Origin of the sequence: Pseudomonas sp. NPDC089569, assembly GCF_050280625.1 — a bacterium.
Taxonomy (GTDB): Bacteria; Pseudomonadota; Gammaproteobacteria; order Pseudomonadales; family Pseudomonadaceae; genus Aquipseudomonas.
Genome location: NZ_JBNNVQ010000024.1, coordinates 20,383 through 41,650, shown reverse-complemented (window position 1 = coordinate 41,650; position 21,268 = coordinate 20,383). Strand labels below are relative to the sequence as shown.

Here is a 21,268-nt window from a genome sequence, read left to right as displayed (position 1 = left end):
GGTTGATCGTTCCCACGCTCCGCGTGGGAATGCAGCCAGGGACGCTCCGCGTCCCCAAGCAAAAGCCGAACGCAGAGCGTCCGTTGATGCGTTCCCACGCAGAGCGTGGGAACGATCAGTTAGCGAGCAGGAATCAGCAGTTCACGCAATCCGGAGGCATGTTCAATCATCTCCCCCGGCAACTTCAGCCGCTGATCGTCCAGATAGCGGTAATCCTGGCGCGCCGCCGCCAAGCGGTTCAGGTCCAGTTCCACGGCAAACCGTCCTTCATCGCGACCGGCCTCGAACATCAGCGTGCCCACCGGATCGACCAGCGCGCTGCCACCAGCGAACAGCAGCCCGCCATCGCCCTCCTCCACCCGGTTGACCATCAGCGCGAACGCCTGGTTTTCCTGGGCGCGGGCCATGATCGCGGTGCGGTGAGTAGGGCCGTAAGGGTCCATGTTGCCGTTGGTCACCAGCAGCAACTCGGCGCCCAGTTGCGCCAGGGCGCGGGCGGTCTCGGGGAATTCGATGTCGTAGCAAATCAACAGGCCCACGCGAACACCGTTCCACAGGCAGGTGGCGTAGCGGTCGCCTGCCTCGTAGACGCCACGGTCCGAGGCCCACAGGTGCGTCTTGCGATATTTCAGCGCAATGCCTTCTGGCGTGATCAGCAACGTGGTGTTGTAGAAGCGGCCGTTATCGTTCTCCGCAGTGCCGATGACCACGGCAATCTCGCGCTCACGGGCGGCGGCGACAATGGCGCTGACGGTCGGGCCGTCCAGCGGTTCGGCAACCTCGGCCACGGACTGCGCCGAAGGGAAGCCCATCAGGTGGCTTTCCGGAAACATGATCAGTTGCGTATCGGCAGCGCAGGCGTTGATGGCCGCCAGGGCGCGCTCGAGGTTGTAAGCCGTGTCGTTGTCACGGCCCGCCAGTTGGGCGAGTTCGACTTTCATGGGTTGTCCTTGTTCTGAGCGCCGGAGAGATTGCCCGGTCGCTGTCTGTGCGCCAGTATGCGCAGCAAGCAAGCGGCCGGGAAATCACGCCGCCGGGGTAACACGATAGGGGTAGAGGCATGACACTCTCGCTGGACGACATCGCCTGGCACCGCTCGGTGGGGCAATTGATCGATGCCCTGGACAAGCCCAATTTCTGGACCCAACTGGTCCGGTTGCTGGATCAGTACGTGCCCTGCGACAGTTGGGTGGCGCTGCTGTTCAGCGCCGATCAGCACCCGCAGGTGTTCGCCGAATGCCCGGGTGAGGATGGCAGCCCCGATCAGCTGTTCCAGGACTACCTGCGCGGCCTGTACCTGCTCGACCCCTTCTACATCGCCTGCCGCGAGCAATCGCGCACCGGCCTGTACCGTCTGTCGGAGGTGGCGCCGGAGCACTTCGAACTGACCGAGTACTATCAACGATACTTTCGTGTAAATGTCGTGGCCGATGAAATCCAGTTTAATTGCCAACTCGAAGGCGATCGTACGCTGTGCCTGTCGCTGGGCAGCAAACAGCGTTTCAGCGCGCAACAGATCGCCTTGCTGTCGTTGATTCAACCCTGGGTACTCGGCCTGTTGCGCCAGCGACTACCCTATGAAATCAATGAAGTGGTGGCGCTGGCCCCCGCACCGGCTCAGGCCGACTGGCGGGTGCAGCTGGAAGCGTCGGTACAGCAACTCAAGGGCGCGCAATTGACCGCGCGGGAGCTGGATGTCGGGCGCCTGATGCTCAGCGGCTGCTCCAGCAAGGAAATCGCCCGCAAACTGGAAATCTCGATCGAAACCGTGAAAGTCCATAAGAAACACATGTACAGCAAGCTGGGGATCAAGTCCCAGTCCGAGCTGTTTTCGATTTTTCTTCAGGCCCAAAATGCCTGATTGAAAACTGTAGGAGCGAGCACGCTCGCGATGGAAGACAGGGCACCGCGGGGTGCCAGGTTCCCCACGTTATCGTTAACGACCATCGCGAGCCTGCTCGCTCCTACAGGTCATTGATAAGTCCGAACCCAAGGAAACCGTATGAGCCTGTCACTCCTGAGCCGCTACGCCTTCTTTGTCGCCTGCGTGATGTTTACCCTCATCAGCCTGCCCTTTCTCGACTATGACTGGCTCTGGCCGATCACGGCCGTCACCGGCGTCCTCAGCCTGATCGGCGTGTTCGACCTGCTGCAAAGCCCCCACGCGGTGCGCCGCAACTACCCGATCCTGGGCAATATCCGTTATCTGGTCGAAGGCATTCGCCCGGAAATCCGCCAATACCTGCTCGAATCCGACAGCGATGCCCTGCCCTTTTCCCGGGCCCAGCGCTCGCTGGTCTATTCCCGGGCCAAGAATGAATCCGCCGACAAACCCTTCGGCACCCTGATCGACGTCTATCAGTCGGGTTTCGAATTCATCGGCCACTCCATGCGCCCGGCGCCGTTGAGCGACCCGAACACCTTCCGCGTCACGGTCGGCGGCCCGCAGTGCACCCAACCGTATTCCGCCTCGGTGTTCAACATCTCGGCCATGAGTTTCGGTTCACTCAGCGCCAACGCCATTCGCGCATTGAACCAGGGCGCCAGGCTCGGCAACTTCGCCCACGACACCGGCGAAGGCAGCATCAGCCCGTATCACCGGGAACACGGCGGTGACCTGACCTGGGAGCTGGGCAGCGGCTACTTCGGTTGCCGCACCGCCGACGGCCGCTTCGACCCGCAGCGCTTTGCCGAGCAAGCGCGAACCCCGCAGGTGCGGATGATCGAAATCAAGATGAGCCAGGGCGCCAAGCCCGGCCACGGCGGCATCCTGCCCAAGCACAAGGTGACGAAGGAAATCGCCGAGACGCGTGGCGTCCCCATGGGCCAGGACTGCATTTCACCGTCACGTCACACCGCGTTCTCCACCCCCATCGAAATGATGCATTTCATCGCGCAACTGCGTGAGCTGTCCGGCGGCAAACCGGTGGGCTTCAAGTTCTGCCTCGGTCATCCATGGGAGTTCATGGGTATCGCCAAGGCCATGCTGGAAACCGGCATCCTCCCGGATTTCATTGTCGTCGACGGCAAGGAAGGCGGCACCGGTGCTGCGCCGGTGGAGTTCACCGACCACATCGGCGTACCGATGCGCGAGGGCCTGCTGTTCGTGCACAACACCCTGGTGGGGCTGAACCTGCGGGACAAGATCAAACTCGGCGCCAGCGGCAAGATCGTCAGCGCCTTCGATATCGCCAGCGTCCTGGCCATCGGCGCCGACTGGGCCAACTCGGCGCGCGGCTTCATGTTCGCCATCGGCTGCATCCAGTCGCAGAGCTGCCACACCAACAAATGCCCAACTGGCGTGGCCACCCAGGACACCCTGCGCCAGCGTGCCCTGGTGGTGCCGGACAAGGCCCAGCGCGTCTACAACTTCCACCGCAACACCCTCAAGACCCTGGCCGAAATGCTCGCCGCCGCCGGTCTTGAGCACCCCTCGCAGTTGTCGGCCAAACACCTGGTGCGGCGCATGTCGGCGACCGAGATCAAATTGTTCTCGCAGCTGCATGTGTTTCTCAAACCCGGTGAATTGCTGACGGGAGAAGTGAATGGCGAGTTCTACTCGCGGATGTGGCAGATGGCGCGGGCCGACAGTTTCGAGCCCAATGAAATAGCCGCCGCCTGAACCGACAGGCCCCGGCATGGCGCCTCACCAACGCAGCGCCTTGATCGGGGCCGGTTCCTTCATGACGATGAAACCGTAATCGCCGATCAGGTAGATGCGGTAGGACGGGGTCTCCACCAGCGGCGGGAATTGTTGATAACCCACGTGCGTCGCATTACGCCGCTCCCGCTCCAGAATCACATTGGTGATGCCTACCTTGGGCAGGTTTTCCGCCAGCATGTAATAGTCGGTGTTGAGCAGATAGTGCAGCACCGGCAACTGCCGGAATGAACCGGCCGCCGCCGGCAGCCAGTGGTCGGAATAGGTCACCGACAGGTAAATGCGCTTGGCCTGGCGCAGGGCCGGATGGCTGTCGATATCGCGCCCAAGGTTGTACAGCGCATTGGCGTGAAAGGTTTTCTGAACGGTCAGGACCCGGCCATAGGCAAATGACAACGAGAGCATTGCCAACAGCGGCACCAGCAACAGCAGCGGTAATCGCTCATGCAACGGCGCCAATCCCAGGTAACCGAGATAGAACAGCAGCACCAGCAGCACACCGAAGCCCATCAGGGTTCTGGCCCCTTCATTGAAGTCACGAAAGAACAGCGCCACCCCCGACACCAACAGCGTCACAACCGCAACGCTCAGCAGGCATGACAGACCGATCAACAGCCGCTTCGCCCCGCCTTCCTTGCGTTCGATGACGCGGCTCCCCAAACGGACCGCACCGACAAGGGCGCACAGCAGCAACCCGGCAAATACCCAGATGAATCCGCCATGAAACAGTAACAGGACCTTTTCCAGCACGCGGGCGATGTTGATGTCGATTTGCAGCAAGGGATGCGCCGACCACTGCACAAACAACGCGCGATCGTTGCCCATGAAGGGATAAGCCGTGACAGCGTAAATCAACCCGCCCAGTACAAGCTGAGCGAGTTTTCCACCGATCAGGGCCCCCCACTGCGGCCAGGGCAATCTGTCGTTCGCAGCCCGAAGCAGCTCCAGGCAACACAGCCCCAGAAATACATTCAGGCTGATTTGATACAGCCCCAATGCCAGGGCGATCAGAAACGACGGCACCAGCCATTGCATGTTGCGCGAAGGGTGGCGATACGTAATGGCGAAAATCATCGTCACCAGGCTCAGCGCCATGGGCGCACCATCGTATTGATACGACAGGTTTTGCAAAAGGAACGGGTTGTACCAGAGCGGCAAGAGCACCAGGCAACAGGCCATGGTTGGCTGGCGGAAATAGTGAAATGTCAGGCTGGTGAGTGCCCAGGCCATGGCCAGGGTGGCGATCAGCAAAGGCAATGGAAAGATGTTCGGGGCTGCCCCCGTGAAGGTCAGCACGTTGTAGAACAGCTCGGCGAACAATCGGCCCTGTTCCGCCCAGGCCATCCCGGCCGACAGCGAACGCCAGTTGTCATCAATGTAGGGATAGTCGGCGAGGACCAACGGCACGACATAGGCAAAGGTCGCGAGCAGGAAAAACCACCCGACCTGTCGGCGCCCAAGCTCACGGGTGATAGTGTCGCTGAACCTGCCCATCAGGGGCCGCCTCGCGGCCTGCCGCCGACGATGTCCTTGACCACATAGCGCGGCCGGTGCTTGGCCTCGATGTAGATCCGGCCGATGTACTCGCCGAGGATGCCGATACCGATCAGCTGCACGCCGCCAAGAAACAGAATGGCGGTCATCAGCGAGGGATAGCCCGGCACGCTGTTACCGAAAAAAATCTTGTCCAGCACCATGTAGACCGCGTACAGCACCGCGAAAATCGAGATCACGCCGCCGATGTAAGTCCACAAACGCAGCGGCAAGGTGCTGAACGACGTCACGCCTTCGAGCGCCAGGTTCCACAGCTTCCAGCCGTTGAACTTGCTGCTCCCCGCCACGCGCGGAGCCCTTTCGTATTCCACCAGCACCGTGTTGAACCCCGCCCAGGACAACACCCCCTTCATGAACAGTTGATGCTCGGGCAGTGTGCGGATCACGTCGACCACCCGGCGATCCATCAGGCGAAAATCGCCGACATTTTCCTCGATGCGGGTGTACGAAATGCGATTCAACAGGTGATAGAACAGGGAGGCACTGTGGCGTTTCAGATAACCGTCGGTGGTACGGTTACGGCGTTTGGCCAACACCACATCCGCCCCCTTCTGCCATTGCTCGACCAACTGCGGAATCACATTGACCGGGTCCTGCAGGTCGACATCCATCGGGATCACCGCATCGCCGGTGGCATACTCAAGACCTGCGAACAGTGCCGGCTCCTTGCCGAAATTGCGCGAGAAGTTGATCAGCATCACCTGATCGTCCACCTGCGCCAGGGCGGACGCTCGCTCGGCGGTGCCATCGGCGCTGCCATCGTTGATGAAGACAATCTCCACCTCGGCGGCGCCCAGATTCAATTCGTGACGCACGGCGCGATAGAACAGCTCGATGGCCTGTTCCTCATTGAAGACCGGGACGATCAGCGACAGTCTCATGTGTCACGCTCGCGAAACACCACGTACTTGGAAAACAGGAAACCGAACACCAGGCTCAACGCCGAAAACATCACCACCGTCAGCAAACCGTGCAATCGCCACAGGTCACCGGCATGGCCAACGCCATAACTCAGTGCCCCCATTGCCACCATGAACAGCAGATAACCGCCGACCGAGAGCCTGCCGTCAAAAGTGTAGAGCGCATTCATGTAGAACGAGAACGTGGCGGCAACACAGAAGGCCGTCAGATTGCTGATCGCCTGGCGCAACCCTGCCGCCACACTGAGCAGGAAAAAAATCTGCCAATGGATCAGCGTGTTGGCGACCCCGATGACCGTGTAGCTGGACAACCCTTTCCACAACCGTCTCATGCTGACGATCCTGTAACGGATAGTGTGCCCCCCATGAATATTTGAGCTTGTCTACTGTCATAAATCGCAGGTTTGCCTGGCTTTCAGACCAGCGGTCAGGGACTCGGGGGGCGCCGGGAGACATTCCGAAACACCCGTTTTTTTGCATTTGGCGACAAATGAGGCCACCCTGCGCGCCGTTCTGTTCAACCCCCGTTTACGAGCCCGCCGTCATGACACCAGCGCGCGATCACCGGATCGATTTCTTTCGCGGTCTGGCACTGATCTTCATCTTCTGGGATCACGTGCCCCACAACCCTCTGGGTCAAATCACCCTGCGCAATTTCGGCTTCAGCGATGCCGCCGAAGTGTTCGTATTCCTGGCCGGTTACGCGGCCGTGCTGGCCTACGGCAAGATCCTTGCGCGCGACGGCTACCTGATCGCCTGCGTGAAAATCCTGCGGCGCGCCTGGGTCCTGTATGTGGTGCACATCTTCCTGCTGGCGATGCTGATGGGCATCGTCTTTTTCGCCAACAGCCATGTGGAAACCCGCGACCTGGTAGAGGAAATGGGCATGCACCACTTCATCGCCAGCCCTCAACAGGCTCTGATTGACGAACTGCTGCTGCGCTTCAAGCCGAACCTGATGGATCCGCTGCCCCTGTATATCGTGCTGCTGGCCGGTTTGCCGCTGGTGCTGCCCTGGATGGTGCGCAAGACCTGGGCCGTGGTGGCGGTATCGACGACCCTCTACCTGATGGCCCAATGGCTGGGCTGGAACCTGGCTGCCATCAAGGATGGCGTGTGGTACTTCAACCCGGTGGCCTGGCAATTGCTGTTTGTCCTCGGCGGTGCCGCAGCGGTCCATGCACAGCGCCCACGGCAGCCCGATACCCGGCCGCTGCTGCGCCAGCCGCTGTTCATCATGGCAGCGGCGTATGCGGTGTTCGCCGGGATGCTGACCCTGTCGTGGCGCTGGCCGCACATTCACGATGCGCTGATGCCGGCCATCCTGAGCGATCTGCTGTACCCGATCAGCAAGACCAATCTTTCCCCTGCGCGCCTGCTGCACTTTCTGGCGCTGGCCTATGTCACCGCAAAACTGCTTCCCGATACCGGCTGGACACAAAACTGGCTGGCACGGCAAAGCTGTCGCATGGGGCGCTTCTCTTTGGAGATTTTCTGCCTGGGTGTATTGCTGGCGCCCCTGGCGGACATGCTCAACGCCCTGACCGATGATGCCTTCGCCATGCAGATCTTCACCGCCCTGGCAGGCGCCGGCCTGATGGCATTGCTGGCGGTGTGGCTGGAATTCAACAAACGCCTGGACCTAAAACCCATCCCAGTCCTGTAGGAGCGAGCAAGCTCGCGATGGTCGTCAACGATAACGCTGGCTGTCTGAATGCCCGCGGTGTCCTTGAGTCCATCGCGAGCTTGCTCGCTCCTACAGTGGCCAGCGGGGCCATTTGCCATGCCCTTTTGCTGCCATTAACCGATGGTTGGCGGTTTACAATTTTTTCACCAACGCCATCCACCGTCTAAGCTTCAGACAAGTCCGATCAATCTGCATGTATGGATCAGTCGTCTATGGGCGCTCTATGGCAAACCGATTCGAGTAAATCCGTGGTCCCGACTGAAGGTGTGGATGAAGAGCCGCCTGTACCCGTAAAACCCCGTCGCTCCAAACACGGCTGGAAAGCCTTCTGGCTGCTCTTGTTGATCATTGCCATTGTGGTGGGCCTGGCGGCCGCCAAGGAAATGCGTACATCGAGGTTTCAATCCCGGGAAGTCAGCAAGTTCGCCGCCACCCTGGGCTATGAACTCAAGCCCGGGCCCAGCGATGCGATTCATTACCCGGGCGCTGGCCCGTTCGATCAGCGCCTGGGCTACAGCTCCCTGGACGAGTTTCTGCCGAGGTTGCTCAAACGCGACTTTGTGATTTCGGCCCAGACCCGCTTTTCCCCGGCGCTGATGAAATACAGCGACAAAGGCTTTTTCGTACCCTATGCGGAGAAAATCCAGGCCGGTCTGTCGATCACCGATTGCCGTGCGGCGCCCCTGTACCAGTTCAATTATCCGCAGCAACTCTACTCGAGCTTCGAGTCGATCCCTCCGGTGGTGGTCAACAGCCTGCTTTTCATCGAAAACCGCTTCCTGCTCGACCCCCGCCAGCCCCTGGCCAACCCGGCGGTGGACTGGCCAAGGTTCGGCATGGCGGCCTACACCCAGGTCGCCAAGATGCTGCACCTGCCCGGCCAGTCGGCGGGCGGCAGTACCCTGGCCACGCAGTTGGAGAAGTACCGGCACTCCCCCGATGGCTTGACCGTGTCGGGCGGGGAGAAAATTCGCCAGATGATTTCCGCCAGCGTGCGGGCCTATCAGTCCGGGCCGGACACCCTCGTGGTCCGGCAGAACGTGGTGCGTGACTACCTCAACAGCGTGCCGCTGTCGGCCGTACCCGGTCACGGTGAAGTGCATGGCATGGCCGAAGGTTTGCGCGTGTGGTACGGCGCCGACTTCAACGAGGCCAACAAACGCCTGGCCAGCAATGCGACGGATCCGCAAAGCCTGGCGGAAAAAGGCCTGGCCCTGCGCGAAATGCTGTCGTTGATGATTGCCCAGCGCCGCCCTTCCCATTACCTGACCAAGGGTCGCGATGAGCTGGCCGAACTGACCGACAGCCATATTCGCCTGCTCGCTCAGAACAACGTGATCGACGCCCCCTTTGCCGCCGCGGCACTGGCCAGCAAGGTCACCTACCGCGACTGGGCGACCCAGCCGACCATTCAACCGATCGAAACCAACAAGGGCATCAGCGTGGCGCGCAGTCGGCTGGCCGGAATGCTCAATCGTCCACTCTACGATCTGGACCGCCTCGATCTCTCGGCCACCAGCACCCTGCAAGGTGAATTGCAAACCGAGGCGACGGCCTATCTGAAAAAACTCGCCGACCCGGTTTATGCCGCGCAGCTCGGCCTGTTGGGCGAACGCCTGTTGACCCCCACCAGCACCACCCAGGTGCGCTACAGCTTCACCTTGTTCGAACTGACACCGGACGGCTCGCGAGTAAGGGTACAGACCGACAGCACCGACCAGCCGTTCGACATCAACGAAGGCAGCAAGCTGGAACTGGGCTCCACGGCGAAAATGCGCGTGCTCACCACCTACCTGCAAATCGTCGCCGAGCTGCACGACAAATATGCCGGCATGAGCGTGCCGGAACTGAAAAAGGTCGATGTACCGGAGCAGGACCATATCAGCCGCTGGGTGGTCGATTACCTGATCCAGGCCAAGGATCGCAGCCTGCCACCCATGCTCGGCGCCGCGCTGGACCGCAAATACTCCGCCAGCCCCGGCGAGGCGTTCTTTACCGGCGGCGGGCTCCACGTGTTCCACAACTTCCGCAAGGAAGACAACGGCCGCATGCCAACCCTGCGCGATGCCTTGCGCGAATCTATCAACCTGCCCTTCATTCGCCTGATGCGCGACCTGGTGCGCTACACCACCTACTCGGGTCCAAACAACCGCGCCGAATTGTTCCTGGACGACCGCGACCCGCGCCGGCAGGAGTACCTGGCCTCCTTCGCCGACCGCGAGGGCACTTCGTTCCTGCTCAAGTTCTGGAAGAAATACCGCAACAAGGACACACAGGCGCGGCTGGAAACCTTCCTCGACAGCATTCGCGCGACGCCCATCCGCATGGCTGCCGTACACCGCTACCTGCTGCCCAATGCCAGTCAGGAAAGCTTCAACACGTTCGTACGTTCGCACCTGGATGGTGAAAAGCTCACCGAAAAACTCACCGACGAGCGTCTGGAAAAGCTCTATCAGGCCTATGGGCCCGGCAACTATGACCTGCCGGACCAGGGCTTCATCGCCAAGGTTCACCCACTGGACCTGTGGATGATGGGCTACCTGCTCAACAACCCGGATGCCACCTTCAAGGACATAGTCAAAGCCAGCCAGTTCGAACGCCAGGAAGTCTACAGCTGGCTGTTCAAGAGCCGGCACAAGCTGGCCCGCGACAGCCGTATCCGCACCATGCTGGAGATCGAAGCCTTCCTCGATATTCATCAGCGCTGGCAGAAAGTCGGCTATCCGTTCGACCATCTGGTACCGTCGCTGGCCACCGCCATCGGCAGCTCCGGTGATCGCCCGGCGGCGTTGGCCGAATTGATCGGCACCATCCTCAACGATGGCGTGCGCATGCCGACGCTGCGCATCGACAGCCTGCACTTTGCCGCGGATACACCCTACGAAACCCGCTTGATCAATGATCCGGACGTGGGAAAACGGGTGATGCCGTCCGAGGTCGCCGCGGCCATGCGTGAAGCCCTGTCGCAAGTGGTGGACGCAGGGACCGCCAAACGGGTGTCCGGCAGCTTCAAACTGGCCGATGGCAAGCCGCTGGCCATGGGCGGCAAGACCGGGACCGGTGACAACCGCATCGAAGCCATCGGCTCCGGCGGACGCATCCTGAGTTCCAAATCGCTCAACCGTACGGCCACTTTCGTGTTCTACATCGGTGATCACCATTTCGGCACCCTGACCGCCTTCGTGCCGGGACGCTCGGCCGAGAGCTTCACCTTCACCTCGGCGCTGCCGGTGCAAGTGCTCAAGGGCATGGCGCCGATCCTGATGCCGTACCTGCAACCGGGCACCAATACTATGTGCCAGGGGACGGTGGCATCGGCCGGACACTGAACGAGGATCGGACAAACAGTGGCGGTAACCCTGCATTTTTCACTCTTCAATTTTGAGTACGAAATGCCGACGTAACCGTCCTTTCAAATGGCTATTTGCGCTTTTTTTCGACCATCGTCTTACCTAGGCTGATCGTCCATTCATTGATCACGGACGATCCAGCCATGCCTTCCTCCACTGACTCTTCCCCTGAGAAAAGCATCCATCACGACCTGGTCAAGAGCGCCATCCCGCCATGGCTGTCCGAAGCTGCGCCCCACCGCATTGCGCCGCTGACCCAGGTGCGATTGACCCTGCCCGACTGGCACCACCGGGCCTCAGCGGCTGAACACCGACACCTGAAGAACGCCGTCCGGCAACACTGGCTTGCACAAAACAAAGTCGATCAGATGCTCAGCGGCCTGCTGGATGTGCAGGCCTTCGCCGAGCCCCTGCTGCAAAGGGCCCTGAAAGAGCGCTTCGGCATCGACAATCAGGTCAAGGACCTCTGGTTGCACCTGTACTCACCGGCGAGCAGCGATAGCTGGTGGGTCCACGACTTCGCATCGGGCACACGCAGCAGAACCGTGTCGGTGCTCGATGCAGCACTGCACAACTTTTCCAGTGATGAAACATTCCATGCCGACTCGGCCTTCATCACTGCGCCCGACGCCCGTGGCCACTTCACCTCCATACATTTGCGCAAGCCGGTGAACATAGAGCAGTTCACGGCACTCTGTCGGGAACTGGACATCGGCGGACAGTACGCACGGTATCTCAAGGATTACTTGCTCCCTGACAACCCGTTGGCGCGGAATTTCTTGCGCCTGAAGGTCATCCAAAGCCAGAAGGCAACCCTGAGAGTCGCTGCCGGCATGGCTTTGCTCAAAGGCGACATCGGCGAGCAAGCCCACGGTGTGATCCTCGGCCTGCTTGACGATCGCCAGCCATTGCACTGGCGCGGCCAGCCCGTTCACTGCTACAGCCTGAGCATGATGGATACCGCGCTGACCGGCATTTTGGTGATCTGCGCCGACGTGTTATCGGCGACAACGCCCGTGCCCTTGATTGCCTATGTACCCCATGACCCGCAACACCCGCTCAAGGAGTATTCCTCCGGACTGGCATTCGTCACCGAACTCACCCGACAGTTGCGCGACGGCTCGACATCACAGACCGCCACAACCAACAGCTACCAGATGTTTTTCAGCCAATTCGTCGCGCAACACCAACGCGGTCATTTCTTTGCCGGGCTCAACAACCGCTTGAGCCAGGTGAAATGGCACCAGACTCCTGCCGGGAGCAACTTGCCCAGTTGGCGGGAAACGCCGTTGGATAACCCGAATCTTCAATTTTGCCTTTCGCGGCTCGCCGATGATCGCCAGACCCGATACACCGGCGATCTCTGGGACTGGCTCTACCAATGCAAACTCAACAAGATTTTCAACGACGCGCGGGAGATTGCGATTTCCACCGCTTACGCCGACCGCATGGCGCGCTGGGCGTGGTGGGACAACCTGGAAAAGATGCTTTCGGACATCCTCAATGTCGCGTTGCTGGTAGTGACGCCCTTCGTGCCGGGTCTGGGCGAGCTGATGCTGGCCTACACCGCGTATCAGCTGACCGATGAGGTGATCGAGGGCATTGTCGATCTGGCCCAGGGTCGCTTGCTTGAAGCCGGTGAACAGACCCTCGGCGTCCTAGAGAGCGTTGTCCAGTTGGGCGCATTTGCGGCGGCGGGCGCGCTGGGTAACGTCGCAAAAACAAAACTTTCGCCATTTTTCGAGGGGCTCAAACCCGTGCAGTCGGCCGATGGCAGGACCCGCTTGTGGAACCCGGACCTTGCTCCCTACCGCCAACCGAACCTGACGTTGCCGGCGGACGCCAGGCCAGACGCATCGGGGGTTTACCTGCATCAGGGCCGGCGTATTCTGCGCCTGGACAATCAACTCTTCGAAGTCGATCAAGATCCGGTCACGGCACAACAGCGAATCAGGCACCCCGGACGAGCCGATGCCTATGCACCGATCCTGCGCCATAACGGCCACGGTGCCTGGGTCAGCGAAACGGAAAACCCGCGCCAGTGGGAAGGCCCGGTTTTGATGCGTCGTCTTGGCCACGCCACGGACGCCTTCAGCGATACGCAACTGGAACAGATTCGCCTGATCAGCGGCACCGAGGAAGCAGAACTGCGCCGGATGCACCTGGAAAACGCCCCACCGCCTCCGCTGCTGGCCGATACCCTGCAACGCCTTGGAACCTCTGCCGAGACCGCCGTTGCAACGCCATCCGCCGGCGTCGCCCTGTTGCTCGAAGACTTTCCCGAACTGCCGGTATCCCTTGCGGAAAAAGTCATCGCAGAGACGACTGAAGCGGAACGTGAACACATCACGCAGAGAAAGCGCCTGTCGCTGCGCCTGAGGCACCGTGCCCACGAGCTCCAGTTCGAAACCCTGTCGGTACGCGCCGCCCATGGCCTGTACCGGGATACCCTGGCCAATCCTGATACTGAACGATTGGTGCTCGGTACCCTGGTCGTGCACAGCGATGTGTTCGCCGACCTGATCCTTGAAGTCCGCCAGGGCAGCCTCGATGGAGAACTGCGCTGCCGTATCGGGCCTGAAGGGGCTTCGCGCAGGCATGTGATGGTTCGCGACGACGCGGGCACCTATCGTGTGCTCGATGGCGCAGAGCAACCCGACCATGACGCCGAGTTTTTCTTGCCCGCGGTCTTGCATGCCCTGGGTGTCGACGGGCAACGCACACTGGGTTACGGGCCAGCGGACGCAGACCTGTTCAGACAGTGGATCATCGTCAAGACAGCGCCGCCCGCCGAGCGCCGAATCCTGCTCGCACAACCGCCGGTCCGCGCCGTTGCCGAACGTGAAACCGAATTGCTGCTGCGCGGCGGCGCCCTCACTCGAGGCGGCGTATCCCTGCATGAGCGCATCGAGGATCTGTACCCGCATTTCAGCGCGAGCGAAGTCGATGCATTTGCCGACGCCTTGATCGTCAGGGGTGAGCCGATGAAGGCCATCGAACAGCATGAAGACGACCTCGACGAATTGCGTGTGACGCTCAATCGTTGGGAATACCAGCAACCGCAAGTATGGGGACCCGGCGCGAGCGCCTTTCGCGACGGCGGCGGACGGCACATCGTCGAGCGCCTGACCGAGTGTTTCGAGCGCAAGACAACCGAACTCGGCAGCCGTACCGATCCGGACAGCTATACGCTCGACCTGTCCCGAGAGTTGCTGCCGCTGGATCTGGAAACGTATTGGTCAAAACGCCCGGTATTGAAGAAATTTCTCGACAAGGTCCACGTACTGAAGCTGGACAACACTCGCTTTTCCAGCGAATGGTTCGGCCTGCTGAAGGACTTCCCGAACCTGCGTGAACTCAGTGCCAAGGGCTGTGCACTGACACAATTGCCCAAGAACATCGGCACCATGCCCAAACTGGAGCGCTTGCGCCTGAGCGACAACCTGATCGTGCTGGATGCCTCGGCGGTGGAGCGCTTGAAAAACCTGACCCGCCTGGAAATTCTCAGGCTGGAGAACAATCCGCTGGCCTTGGCGCCGCACATTGGCCGCATGCCGCGGCTGATGGTGGTGGCACTGAGAAACACCGGTCTGTCGACCTGGCCCGAAGGCACATTTGCCAAGCCCCGACCCCGTGGCTTTTTCCTTGATCTGCGCGATAACCCGCTGGCCCGGATACCCGAGGCAGTGCCTGGCTCACCGCAAGCGCTGATCATTGCCAACACGCGTCTGAGCGTCGAGCACCTGTCAGAGATAGACAGGCTGGTGTTTCAAACCCTGCGCCGCTCCAACGGATTGCCCGCCGAGCCTTTTGTGGACTCCACCGAGCAGAATCCATCACTGAATCAATTTCCCACCGCCTCGCAGTGGAACGATGTACCGGGCTGGGGTATCGATCGCGACGTTCTTTGGCTGGAACTGATCGACGAACCGGATGCGAGACAGTTTGTATCCACGCTGATTGAAACCCAGAACTCGGCTGATTTCAGGGCTGGCGGACAAGCCAGGGAGAATCTGTTGCAACGCGTGTGGCGAACGATGGACGCGGTCTACATCGACACCCGTCTTCGGCAAAAGCTGTTCCTCATGGCCATCGATCCGGTGCGCTGCGCCGACGCCGGGGCGCAGTTGTTCAACAACATGGGCATCGAAGTGCTGGCCTCGGAGGCGCGCTCCTACTCCATCAGTGCCGAGCAAACAGAGCAAAAACTGGTGACCCTGGCCAAAGGCGCGGCGCGCCTGGACATGGTCAACGAGATTGCCCGGGCCGACATGGCCAGTCGCTCCGGCGACCCGGATGAAGTGGAGGTCTATCTGGCCTATCAGACCGGCCTGGCACGCCGCCTGGATCTGCCATGGCAATCGCAGCGCATGCTGTTTCGGCCGGTATCGGGGGTCAGTGATGAAATGATCGATCAGGCCAGTGATACGGTGCTGGCGCTGAGCGAGGGGGATGGATTGGTGAACCGCATGCTTGAGCAGGCGTTCTGGCAAGACTGGCTGCAGGAACGTTATCCCGTACGGATGGAAAGCAACAAGCGAGGCATGCAGAACAAATTCGAGCAGCTCGATGACCTGCAAACCGCACAACGGCGCTGGGCTGGCACCAGGCTCACGGAGGAACAACGCGCAGCCCTCAAGCAACGGCTCACGACGCTGATGGAAGGTTTCTCGATCCCGCAGACTGCGGTGCTCTGCGACGAGCCGATCAGCGAATCGCTGATCGATCGCCTGCTGGTTGAACTGGGTGAAGAGGAAAAGCAACTGGCCCGGACCCTGACCCGGACCGCGATGAACAAGGCCGGTGTGTAAGCCCCCCGCCCCCACCTGGCAGTGCTCGCTGTCAGGTGAGTATCGGACCGGGTTCAGGGCGCCGCCGCACTGAATTCCAGATGGACACTGCCGTAGTAATGGCCAGACTGATAGCCACCCGCCGGTACTTGCGGCTGAATCTCCAGCGCAAAACGCCCGCCCGCCTGCGCCTGTTCAGCCGATACCACTTGCCGGGGTTGCGCGTCATGACTCAATTCCATGCCATTGAAGCTGACTCGCAAAGCAATGTTCTGCTCGTCACGGCCATTGGACAGATACGGCTCGGTTTCAAGGCGGGCCTGAATGGCGCTGGTGTCATGTTTCACGTCGAAGTTCTTGCGCAAACCGCCCAGCGTCGAGGTGCCGGGATTCCACGGCAACTGTTGCTCAAGATGGATCCAGTTCGTTTCGGCGGGTATTACGTAGAAGCCCAGGGTCGGGATATCCACGGACACTTCGAAGGTATGCTCCTCCCGCGCGGCAAAGGCGCAGGCACTGATCAGCGTCAGGACGCCTGCGCAGCCGATCAGGATTGATTGCTTGCTCATCTCGGCTCCCTGCCTTCATGGTTTGCTGGCGATGCGCAGCGTTTTTTTCTCGCTGCCCTCGACCAGATTGAAGCGGTATTCGCGACCGGGTTTCTTCTCGAACTCGAAGCTCTTGCCCGCCAGGATGTGGTGCTTGGTGACGGGTTCGCAGTCGGTCTCGTTCTTGAGCGAACAATTGCGAAACTCATCGACCACCACGACGGTGTTGCCGTTATTGCTCAATCGATAGCGCCCGGCACTGTCCTCGACCACGCTGTCGTAACGGGCCTGGCTTGGGCGGACGAAAAACACTGTGCCGAACCCGGTCATGACGTTGACCCCGGCGGACAGATGTTTCTTGTACTCGTCACGCTCCTCTGCGGAGACAGCGAACTCATCTTCCTTTTCCGGCACCACCGGCACGAAGCGCACGCGGAAATAGCGCTCGGTATCGCGACTGCCCATGTGCAGCAAACGCACGCCCTGCATGCCGCTGGCCGGTACGATCAGTCGCGCCGGGCTGGCCATCAAGCCATCGCGGGCGCTGGCATCGGCCTGGGTCTTGACCTCGACCTCACGCGAGCTGCCGTCGGCGTCGTAAAGGATTTCCAGAATGTTGACCTTGACGAACGCGGTAGCATCGCCGCTGTTGAACACCCGTTTGAGGTAGGTGCTCTTGTCGCCATCCAGATAGTCGTACACCGTCCCGACGTTGATTTGCGGCCCGGCCTGAAGCCCCAGGGACACTCCGCTCAACCCCATCAGTAACACCAGACGTTTCATACCTTTGAACCTCATCCCATTGAACATGATGCGCTCCCTTGCCACCCACGCAGCGCCGGTCAGACTTCCGAATCCCAGATCACCGTGATATCTCCGGAATAACTGGAAGCCACACCGGGACGGGTGATGTAGTCCACGTAAGAGGGGGATATTTCGAAGTGCAGAATCCCGGGGCCCCGATCCACATAGATCCCGGGCTGGAACTGCTGAGCATTGTTTTGCCCGAGACGTAACGGCCGGCGTTCGACCGGTTGCCCCTGAAGGTCCATCAAACCCTTGGGTAGACTGACGGCCACCGTTACAGCGGCAGCCCGTTGCGAAACAGGGTCACGAATCATGCAGTCGTACAGACCGCTGATCTCGCATATCAGATGCATCTTGAAACGCGACGACACCGAAATATGGAAAGTCTGGTCACGGAACAGGCGCACGGGTTTGCGCCCCGCCTGCAACCAGCTTTGCCAACCGCCTGCGGGCACCAACTGGACTTTCTCGCCGCCGGGCGGAATGTCGACTTTCAGGGTGTGCTGCACATCCAGCACAAAGTCCAGGGTCAGATCCGGGTCATCGGGCTGCATGTTGTCGCCCATGTCGAAATCGCCACCGGAACCGATGCGATAACTCATGGTGCCGGTGTACTGGCCTGATGACATGCCTAGCGGATTGGGCGTGCGCAGTTCGTAGGCGAAATCCAGATAGTTGTAACTCATCTCGGGAATCAGAAAGCTCGCCGTCTTCGCGCAGATCGAAGGCGTCGGTGTCTTCCAGAAAAAACGGTAGTAGCTGTCACCATAGAACCCCACACCACTGTACTGACAGTTGGCAGGCGCATAGACCCAGCTATGGCCAGGGCCACCCCACAAATTCTGGTGTCCTTCCAGCGCCGAGGCCGCACCGGTCAGATTGGCAGCGGTATCGCTGAGCACATACTGAGAGCCAATGCCGGCAATACGAAACTCGACCTGCTCCGATTCCCCGGTCTGGGTGTTGGTCACCGTCAACGCCCGCCACTGCGCCGGCGTGCGGAACATCGGACCTTCGCGCTCGATCGCACCGGGCTGAATCGCCGTGACCGAGCGAAAGGTAATCGGCAGCCGGATGCTGAACGTTTTGTTGTTGCGGCATTCGACGGGATTGTCCAGGCAGTACCCACTCTCCGGAGTCTTGTTGATGAAACTGTTGTTCTGCGGATTGGCCGGATCGGGGGTGAACAACGCCCGGATTTCCTGGGTCACCGCCTGCGCTCCGGGTGCTCCCAGCACGGCCAGCAGTCCCAGCCAGCGGCCACATGACATTAATTGGGCCACTGCCCTTGCAAGACTCATGATTGAACTCTCCAAAAAATCGCTTTGGCCCTTCACCCGGCCTTCTGCGGGTTGAACGAGGCATCGGCCAGGGTCTCGGGACTGCAACGCAGATCACCAATCATCAACACATTGTTTTCACTGCGGTGCTGGTCGACGTCGAGACGGAACTGACACAGCAACTGGTCGGCGAAGCGCACTTCCAGGGTCGGCGAACCGGCGTTCATTTCCATCGAGAAAAACCCGTCGACTTCACTCACCCCGCGACTGGCGTGGTTGATCACGTGATGGCCCTTGAGCGGCCGGCCTTGCGGGTCAAGCAAACGTCCCAGCACCGTCAGGGTCTTCATGACCCGCACCTTGCGGTACTCCACGCCTCCCTTGTTCAGGTGGTAGCGGGTACGGGCCGGTTCGATGGTGGCCGCCGGCGCATGGTTGCCTTCGAAGTCGAAGCTCACCGAACTGTTTCGGTAAGCCGTCAGCGGGATGAAATTGCGCCCCGGACGCAGCGCTGCGCTGCCGCCGCTCAGATCGTCGGCGCGCAGGGCGATGCCATCGATATCGGACTCGACGTCGACAATCATCCCGGCACCGCGTCCGTGATGCTGACTGGTCAGCGTCATGTGTCGGGCGCCCACCACCAACGTGCTGTCGAGGTTCAGGCCACCGGTGAAATTGCTGTTGTAGGACGAACGCTGGATAAAGCCGTCGCCGTTGACCGCATCGGTGCCAAAGCTCCCCAGGCTCGACAGGCCGACGCCGTAGGTGTCGGTCAGTGCGGTCACCGAGACGCTTTGCAGGACGTGATCCTGCCAGTCCTTGCGGTAACCGAGGGACGCATTGGTATCGCGGCTGCCATCGCGGGCGGTGCGCGAACCGATGCTGCCGGACACTTGCTGGCCTTTGCCGCCGAGCGCCACGTTGAGGCTCAGGTCGACTCCGCGATTGCGCGCATCGCCGCTGCTGAAGCTGCCCGGCCGGTCGAACAGCGACAGCCGCCAGTTGGCATCGCTGCCCAACAGTGTCGTGCGTTGTGTCCAGCCCAGGTCTGCACCGATACCTTCGACGTTGCCTTCACTGTGGGACACCCGCGCGTTCAGCGAATTGCTGCGGTTAATCCGATGGTTGAGCGCCAGCGAAGAGTTGCTGGTCTGGCCGGTGAACACGTTGCGCTGACGCACGCGGGTTCCGTCGGGCAGCGTGTCGTAAATGTAGGTGGTGTCGAGCCAGCTGCGGTTATGGCTGACCACCAGACTGCCTGAGCCATAGTTGTACAGGCCCTGCAGATCCATGCCGGTGCCATGAGCCTGGGTCTGATAGACGTTGGCGTACAGGCTGGTGCTGTTGGCCAGTGACCAGTCGATGGAGCTGCCGAACTGCATCTTCTCGCGCTCCTGGCGCGCCGAAAGCCCGAGAATCACCCTGGGGTGCAACAGGTAATTGGCCGATGCGCCGAACGTGGCATAGCCACTGGCTTGCTGGTCCCAGTTGCTGAGCAGTTTGCTTTCCTGGCCGGCGAACAGGTTGTAGCGCCAGCGTTCATCGAGATTGCGCCAGTTGTTGGGCTTGTAGATCAGCTCCTGGGTGGTCGAGGTGATTTGACCGTCCTCGATCAAGCGCACTTCCACCTCGTAAATGCCTCCGGGCAATGGCCGGGTGTCGAGGGTCTGCAAACCGGCCGGCACCGACTGGGTGTTGATCAACAAACCATCCCGGAAAATTTCCACCGAGGCCTGGCGGTTGGCCGTGACGTAGATGGGGTAAACGCTGGGCTTCGGACTGTCGATCGCCAGGCTGTCGGAACTGCCGACCATCACGCCCACGGCGGTGTCGGGGCTGGTGCCGAACGAACGGGGCTGACGGGTCAGCCCTTCGGAATTGGGGGTGAAGTAGCCCAGGCGGAAAAAACTGCCTTGCAGTTCACGCTGGGAGTAAAGCTCATGCACGGCGTGAAAGGTCTTGTCGTCCGGTCCGCCCAGACGCGCCAGTTGCATGTTGAAGGTCTGGCTCCAGTTGCCCAGGCTGCCGCTGGCCTCGAGGCCGAAACGTCCGCCCAGGTCCTGGTCCTGGCCACCGTTGAGATTGACCTGGTTGCGCAGCATCAGGCCGCTGCTGCCGCCCTCGGGCTGATCGTAGAAACGCCGGGCCTCACTGTCGCGCTCGGCGTTTTCGGTGACGATCGACAGCAACGAGTTTTCCAGGTTGTAGTGAACCGCCAGCATTTGTTCCGGACACTGGCCGGTGCAGGCACCCAGCGCCACGCCGGGCTTGAGAATGTCGGCCCAGGTCTGACGCTCACTGGTGCCGAAACGGCTCTCGCTGGTATCGGTGAAATCGAGCAAGGTCACCCGGTCATCGCGGGACAACACAATCATCGCCTCGCCCAGCGGTTGTTGATCAAGTTCGACCCGAACCGCCAGTGGCACATCGAAAAAGTGCTCCTCGAAATCCGCCGGCAACCCCTTGGCCTGGGCCAACAAACTTCTCGGCGTATTATCAGTGGAAGTGGGCGCCGCAAATGCACTGCTACATAACAGCAACGCAAGCGCTGCCGCGATGGGCGTCATCGGGAACATGAACGAATACTCTGATTACATAGAAATTGAATCCCGGTCGGCAAGTTGACTGCCGACCGGTCGCGTTACTCAAACCAGTAAACGCTTATGACTTT

At 60.6% G+C, this 21,268-nt stretch carries 13 protein-coding genes; 5 read left to right on the top strand and 8 right to left on the bottom strand.

The features are described 5' to 3' along the window. Positions 1-119: 119 nt before the first annotated feature. Entirely contained in the window at positions 120-941 is an 822-nt protein-coding gene (locus tag ACQKP2_RS12920; protein ID WP_427576908.1) for a carbon-nitrogen hydrolase family protein, read from the bottom strand. Between the two features lie 119 nt (positions 942-1,060). Here ACQKP2_RS12920 and ACQKP2_RS12915 point away from each other — a divergent pair, with 119 nt between their 5' ends. Together ACQKP2_RS12915 and ACQKP2_RS12910 are read left to right on the top strand one after the other, a co-directional pair. Beyond that, positions 1,061-1,861, top strand: a complete 801-nt coding sequence (locus tag ACQKP2_RS12915) for a response regulator transcription factor (RefSeq protein WP_427576906.1) — start codon at positions 1,061-1,063, stop codon at positions 1,859-1,861. Between the two features lie 141 nt (positions 1,862-2,002). Beyond that, complete coding sequence (locus tag ACQKP2_RS12910) at positions 2,003-3,622, top strand: FMN-binding glutamate synthase family protein (RefSeq protein ID WP_427576904.1); 1,620 nt, start codon at positions 2,003-2,005, stop codon at positions 3,620-3,622. Positions 3,623-3,646: 24 nt separating this feature from the next. Here ACQKP2_RS12910 and ACQKP2_RS12905 read toward each other — a convergent pair whose 3' ends face one another. From ACQKP2_RS12905 to ACQKP2_RS12895, 3 genes are read right to left on the bottom strand one after another with little or no spacing between them, the layout of a single operon-like run. Then, on the bottom strand, positions 3,647-5,155 hold the full coding sequence (locus ACQKP2_RS12905; RefSeq protein WP_427576902.1) for a glucosyltransferase domain-containing protein: 1,509 nt from the start codon (positions 5,153-5,155) through the stop codon (positions 3,647-3,649). Further along, on the bottom strand, positions 5,155-6,096 hold the full coding sequence (locus ACQKP2_RS12900) for a glycosyltransferase family 2 protein (protein ID WP_427576900.1): 942 nt from the start codon (positions 6,094-6,096) through the stop codon (positions 5,155-5,157). Before ACQKP2_RS12900 ends, ACQKP2_RS12905 begins: the two co-directional genes overlap by 1 nt. Next, complete coding sequence (locus tag ACQKP2_RS12895; RefSeq protein ID WP_427576898.1) at positions 6,093-6,467, bottom strand: GtrA family protein; 375 nt, start codon at positions 6,465-6,467, stop codon at positions 6,093-6,095. Before ACQKP2_RS12895 ends, ACQKP2_RS12900 begins: the two co-directional genes overlap by 4 nt. 212 nt (positions 6,468-6,679) lie before the next feature. Here ACQKP2_RS12895 and ACQKP2_RS12890 point away from each other — a divergent pair, with 212 nt between their 5' ends. The 3 genes from ACQKP2_RS12890 to ACQKP2_RS12880 all read left to right on the top strand — a co-directional run bounded on the left by ACQKP2_RS12890 (position 6,680) and on the right by ACQKP2_RS12880 (position 15,983). After that, a complete protein-coding gene (locus ACQKP2_RS12890) occupies positions 6,680-7,801 on the top strand; it encodes an OpgC family protein (protein WP_427576896.1) in 1,122 nt (373 codons plus the stop codon). A gap of 233 nt (positions 7,802-8,034) precedes the next feature. Beyond that, positions 8,035-11,151, top strand: coding sequence for a transglycosylase domain-containing protein (locus ACQKP2_RS12885; protein WP_427576895.1), 3,117 nt, complete (start codon positions 8,035-8,037; stop codon positions 11,149-11,151). Positions 11,152-11,315: 164 nt separating this feature from the next. Next, complete coding sequence (locus ACQKP2_RS12880; RefSeq protein ID WP_427576893.1) at positions 11,316-15,983, top strand: dermonecrotic toxin domain-containing protein; 4,668 nt, start codon at positions 11,316-11,318, stop codon at positions 15,981-15,983. Between the two features lie 53 nt (positions 15,984-16,036). On the opposite strand, the gene ACQKP2_RS12875 is transcribed toward ACQKP2_RS12880, so the two are convergent. From ACQKP2_RS12875 to ACQKP2_RS12860, 4 genes are read right to left on the bottom strand one after another with little or no spacing between them, the layout of a single operon-like run. Continuing rightward, positions 16,037-16,531 carry a CS1 type fimbrial major subunit gene (locus ACQKP2_RS12875; protein ID WP_427576891.1) on the bottom strand — a complete coding sequence of 165 codons (495 nt, stop codon included), beginning with the start codon at positions 16,529-16,531 and terminating at the stop codon, positions 16,037-16,039. A gap of 15 nt (positions 16,532-16,546) precedes the next feature. After that, positions 16,547-17,293: a molecular chaperone gene (locus ACQKP2_RS12870; RefSeq protein WP_427576889.1), complete on the bottom strand. Its 747-nt coding sequence runs from the start codon at positions 17,291-17,293 to the stop codon at positions 16,547-16,549. A gap of 59 nt (positions 17,294-17,352) precedes the next feature. Then, the gene (locus ACQKP2_RS12865; RefSeq protein ID WP_427576887.1) at positions 17,353-18,618 is read right to left on the bottom strand and encodes a hypothetical protein; all 1,266 of its coding nucleotides are present in this window, start codon (positions 18,616-18,618) and stop codon (positions 17,353-17,355) included. A gap of 32 nt (positions 18,619-18,650) precedes the next feature. After that, positions 18,651-21,173 carry a CS1-pili formation C-terminal domain-containing protein gene (locus ACQKP2_RS12860; protein ID WP_427576885.1) on the bottom strand — a complete coding sequence of 841 codons (2,523 nt, stop codon included), beginning with the start codon at positions 21,171-21,173 and terminating at the stop codon, positions 18,651-18,653. Between the last annotated feature and the right edge of the window lie 95 nt (positions 21,174-21,268).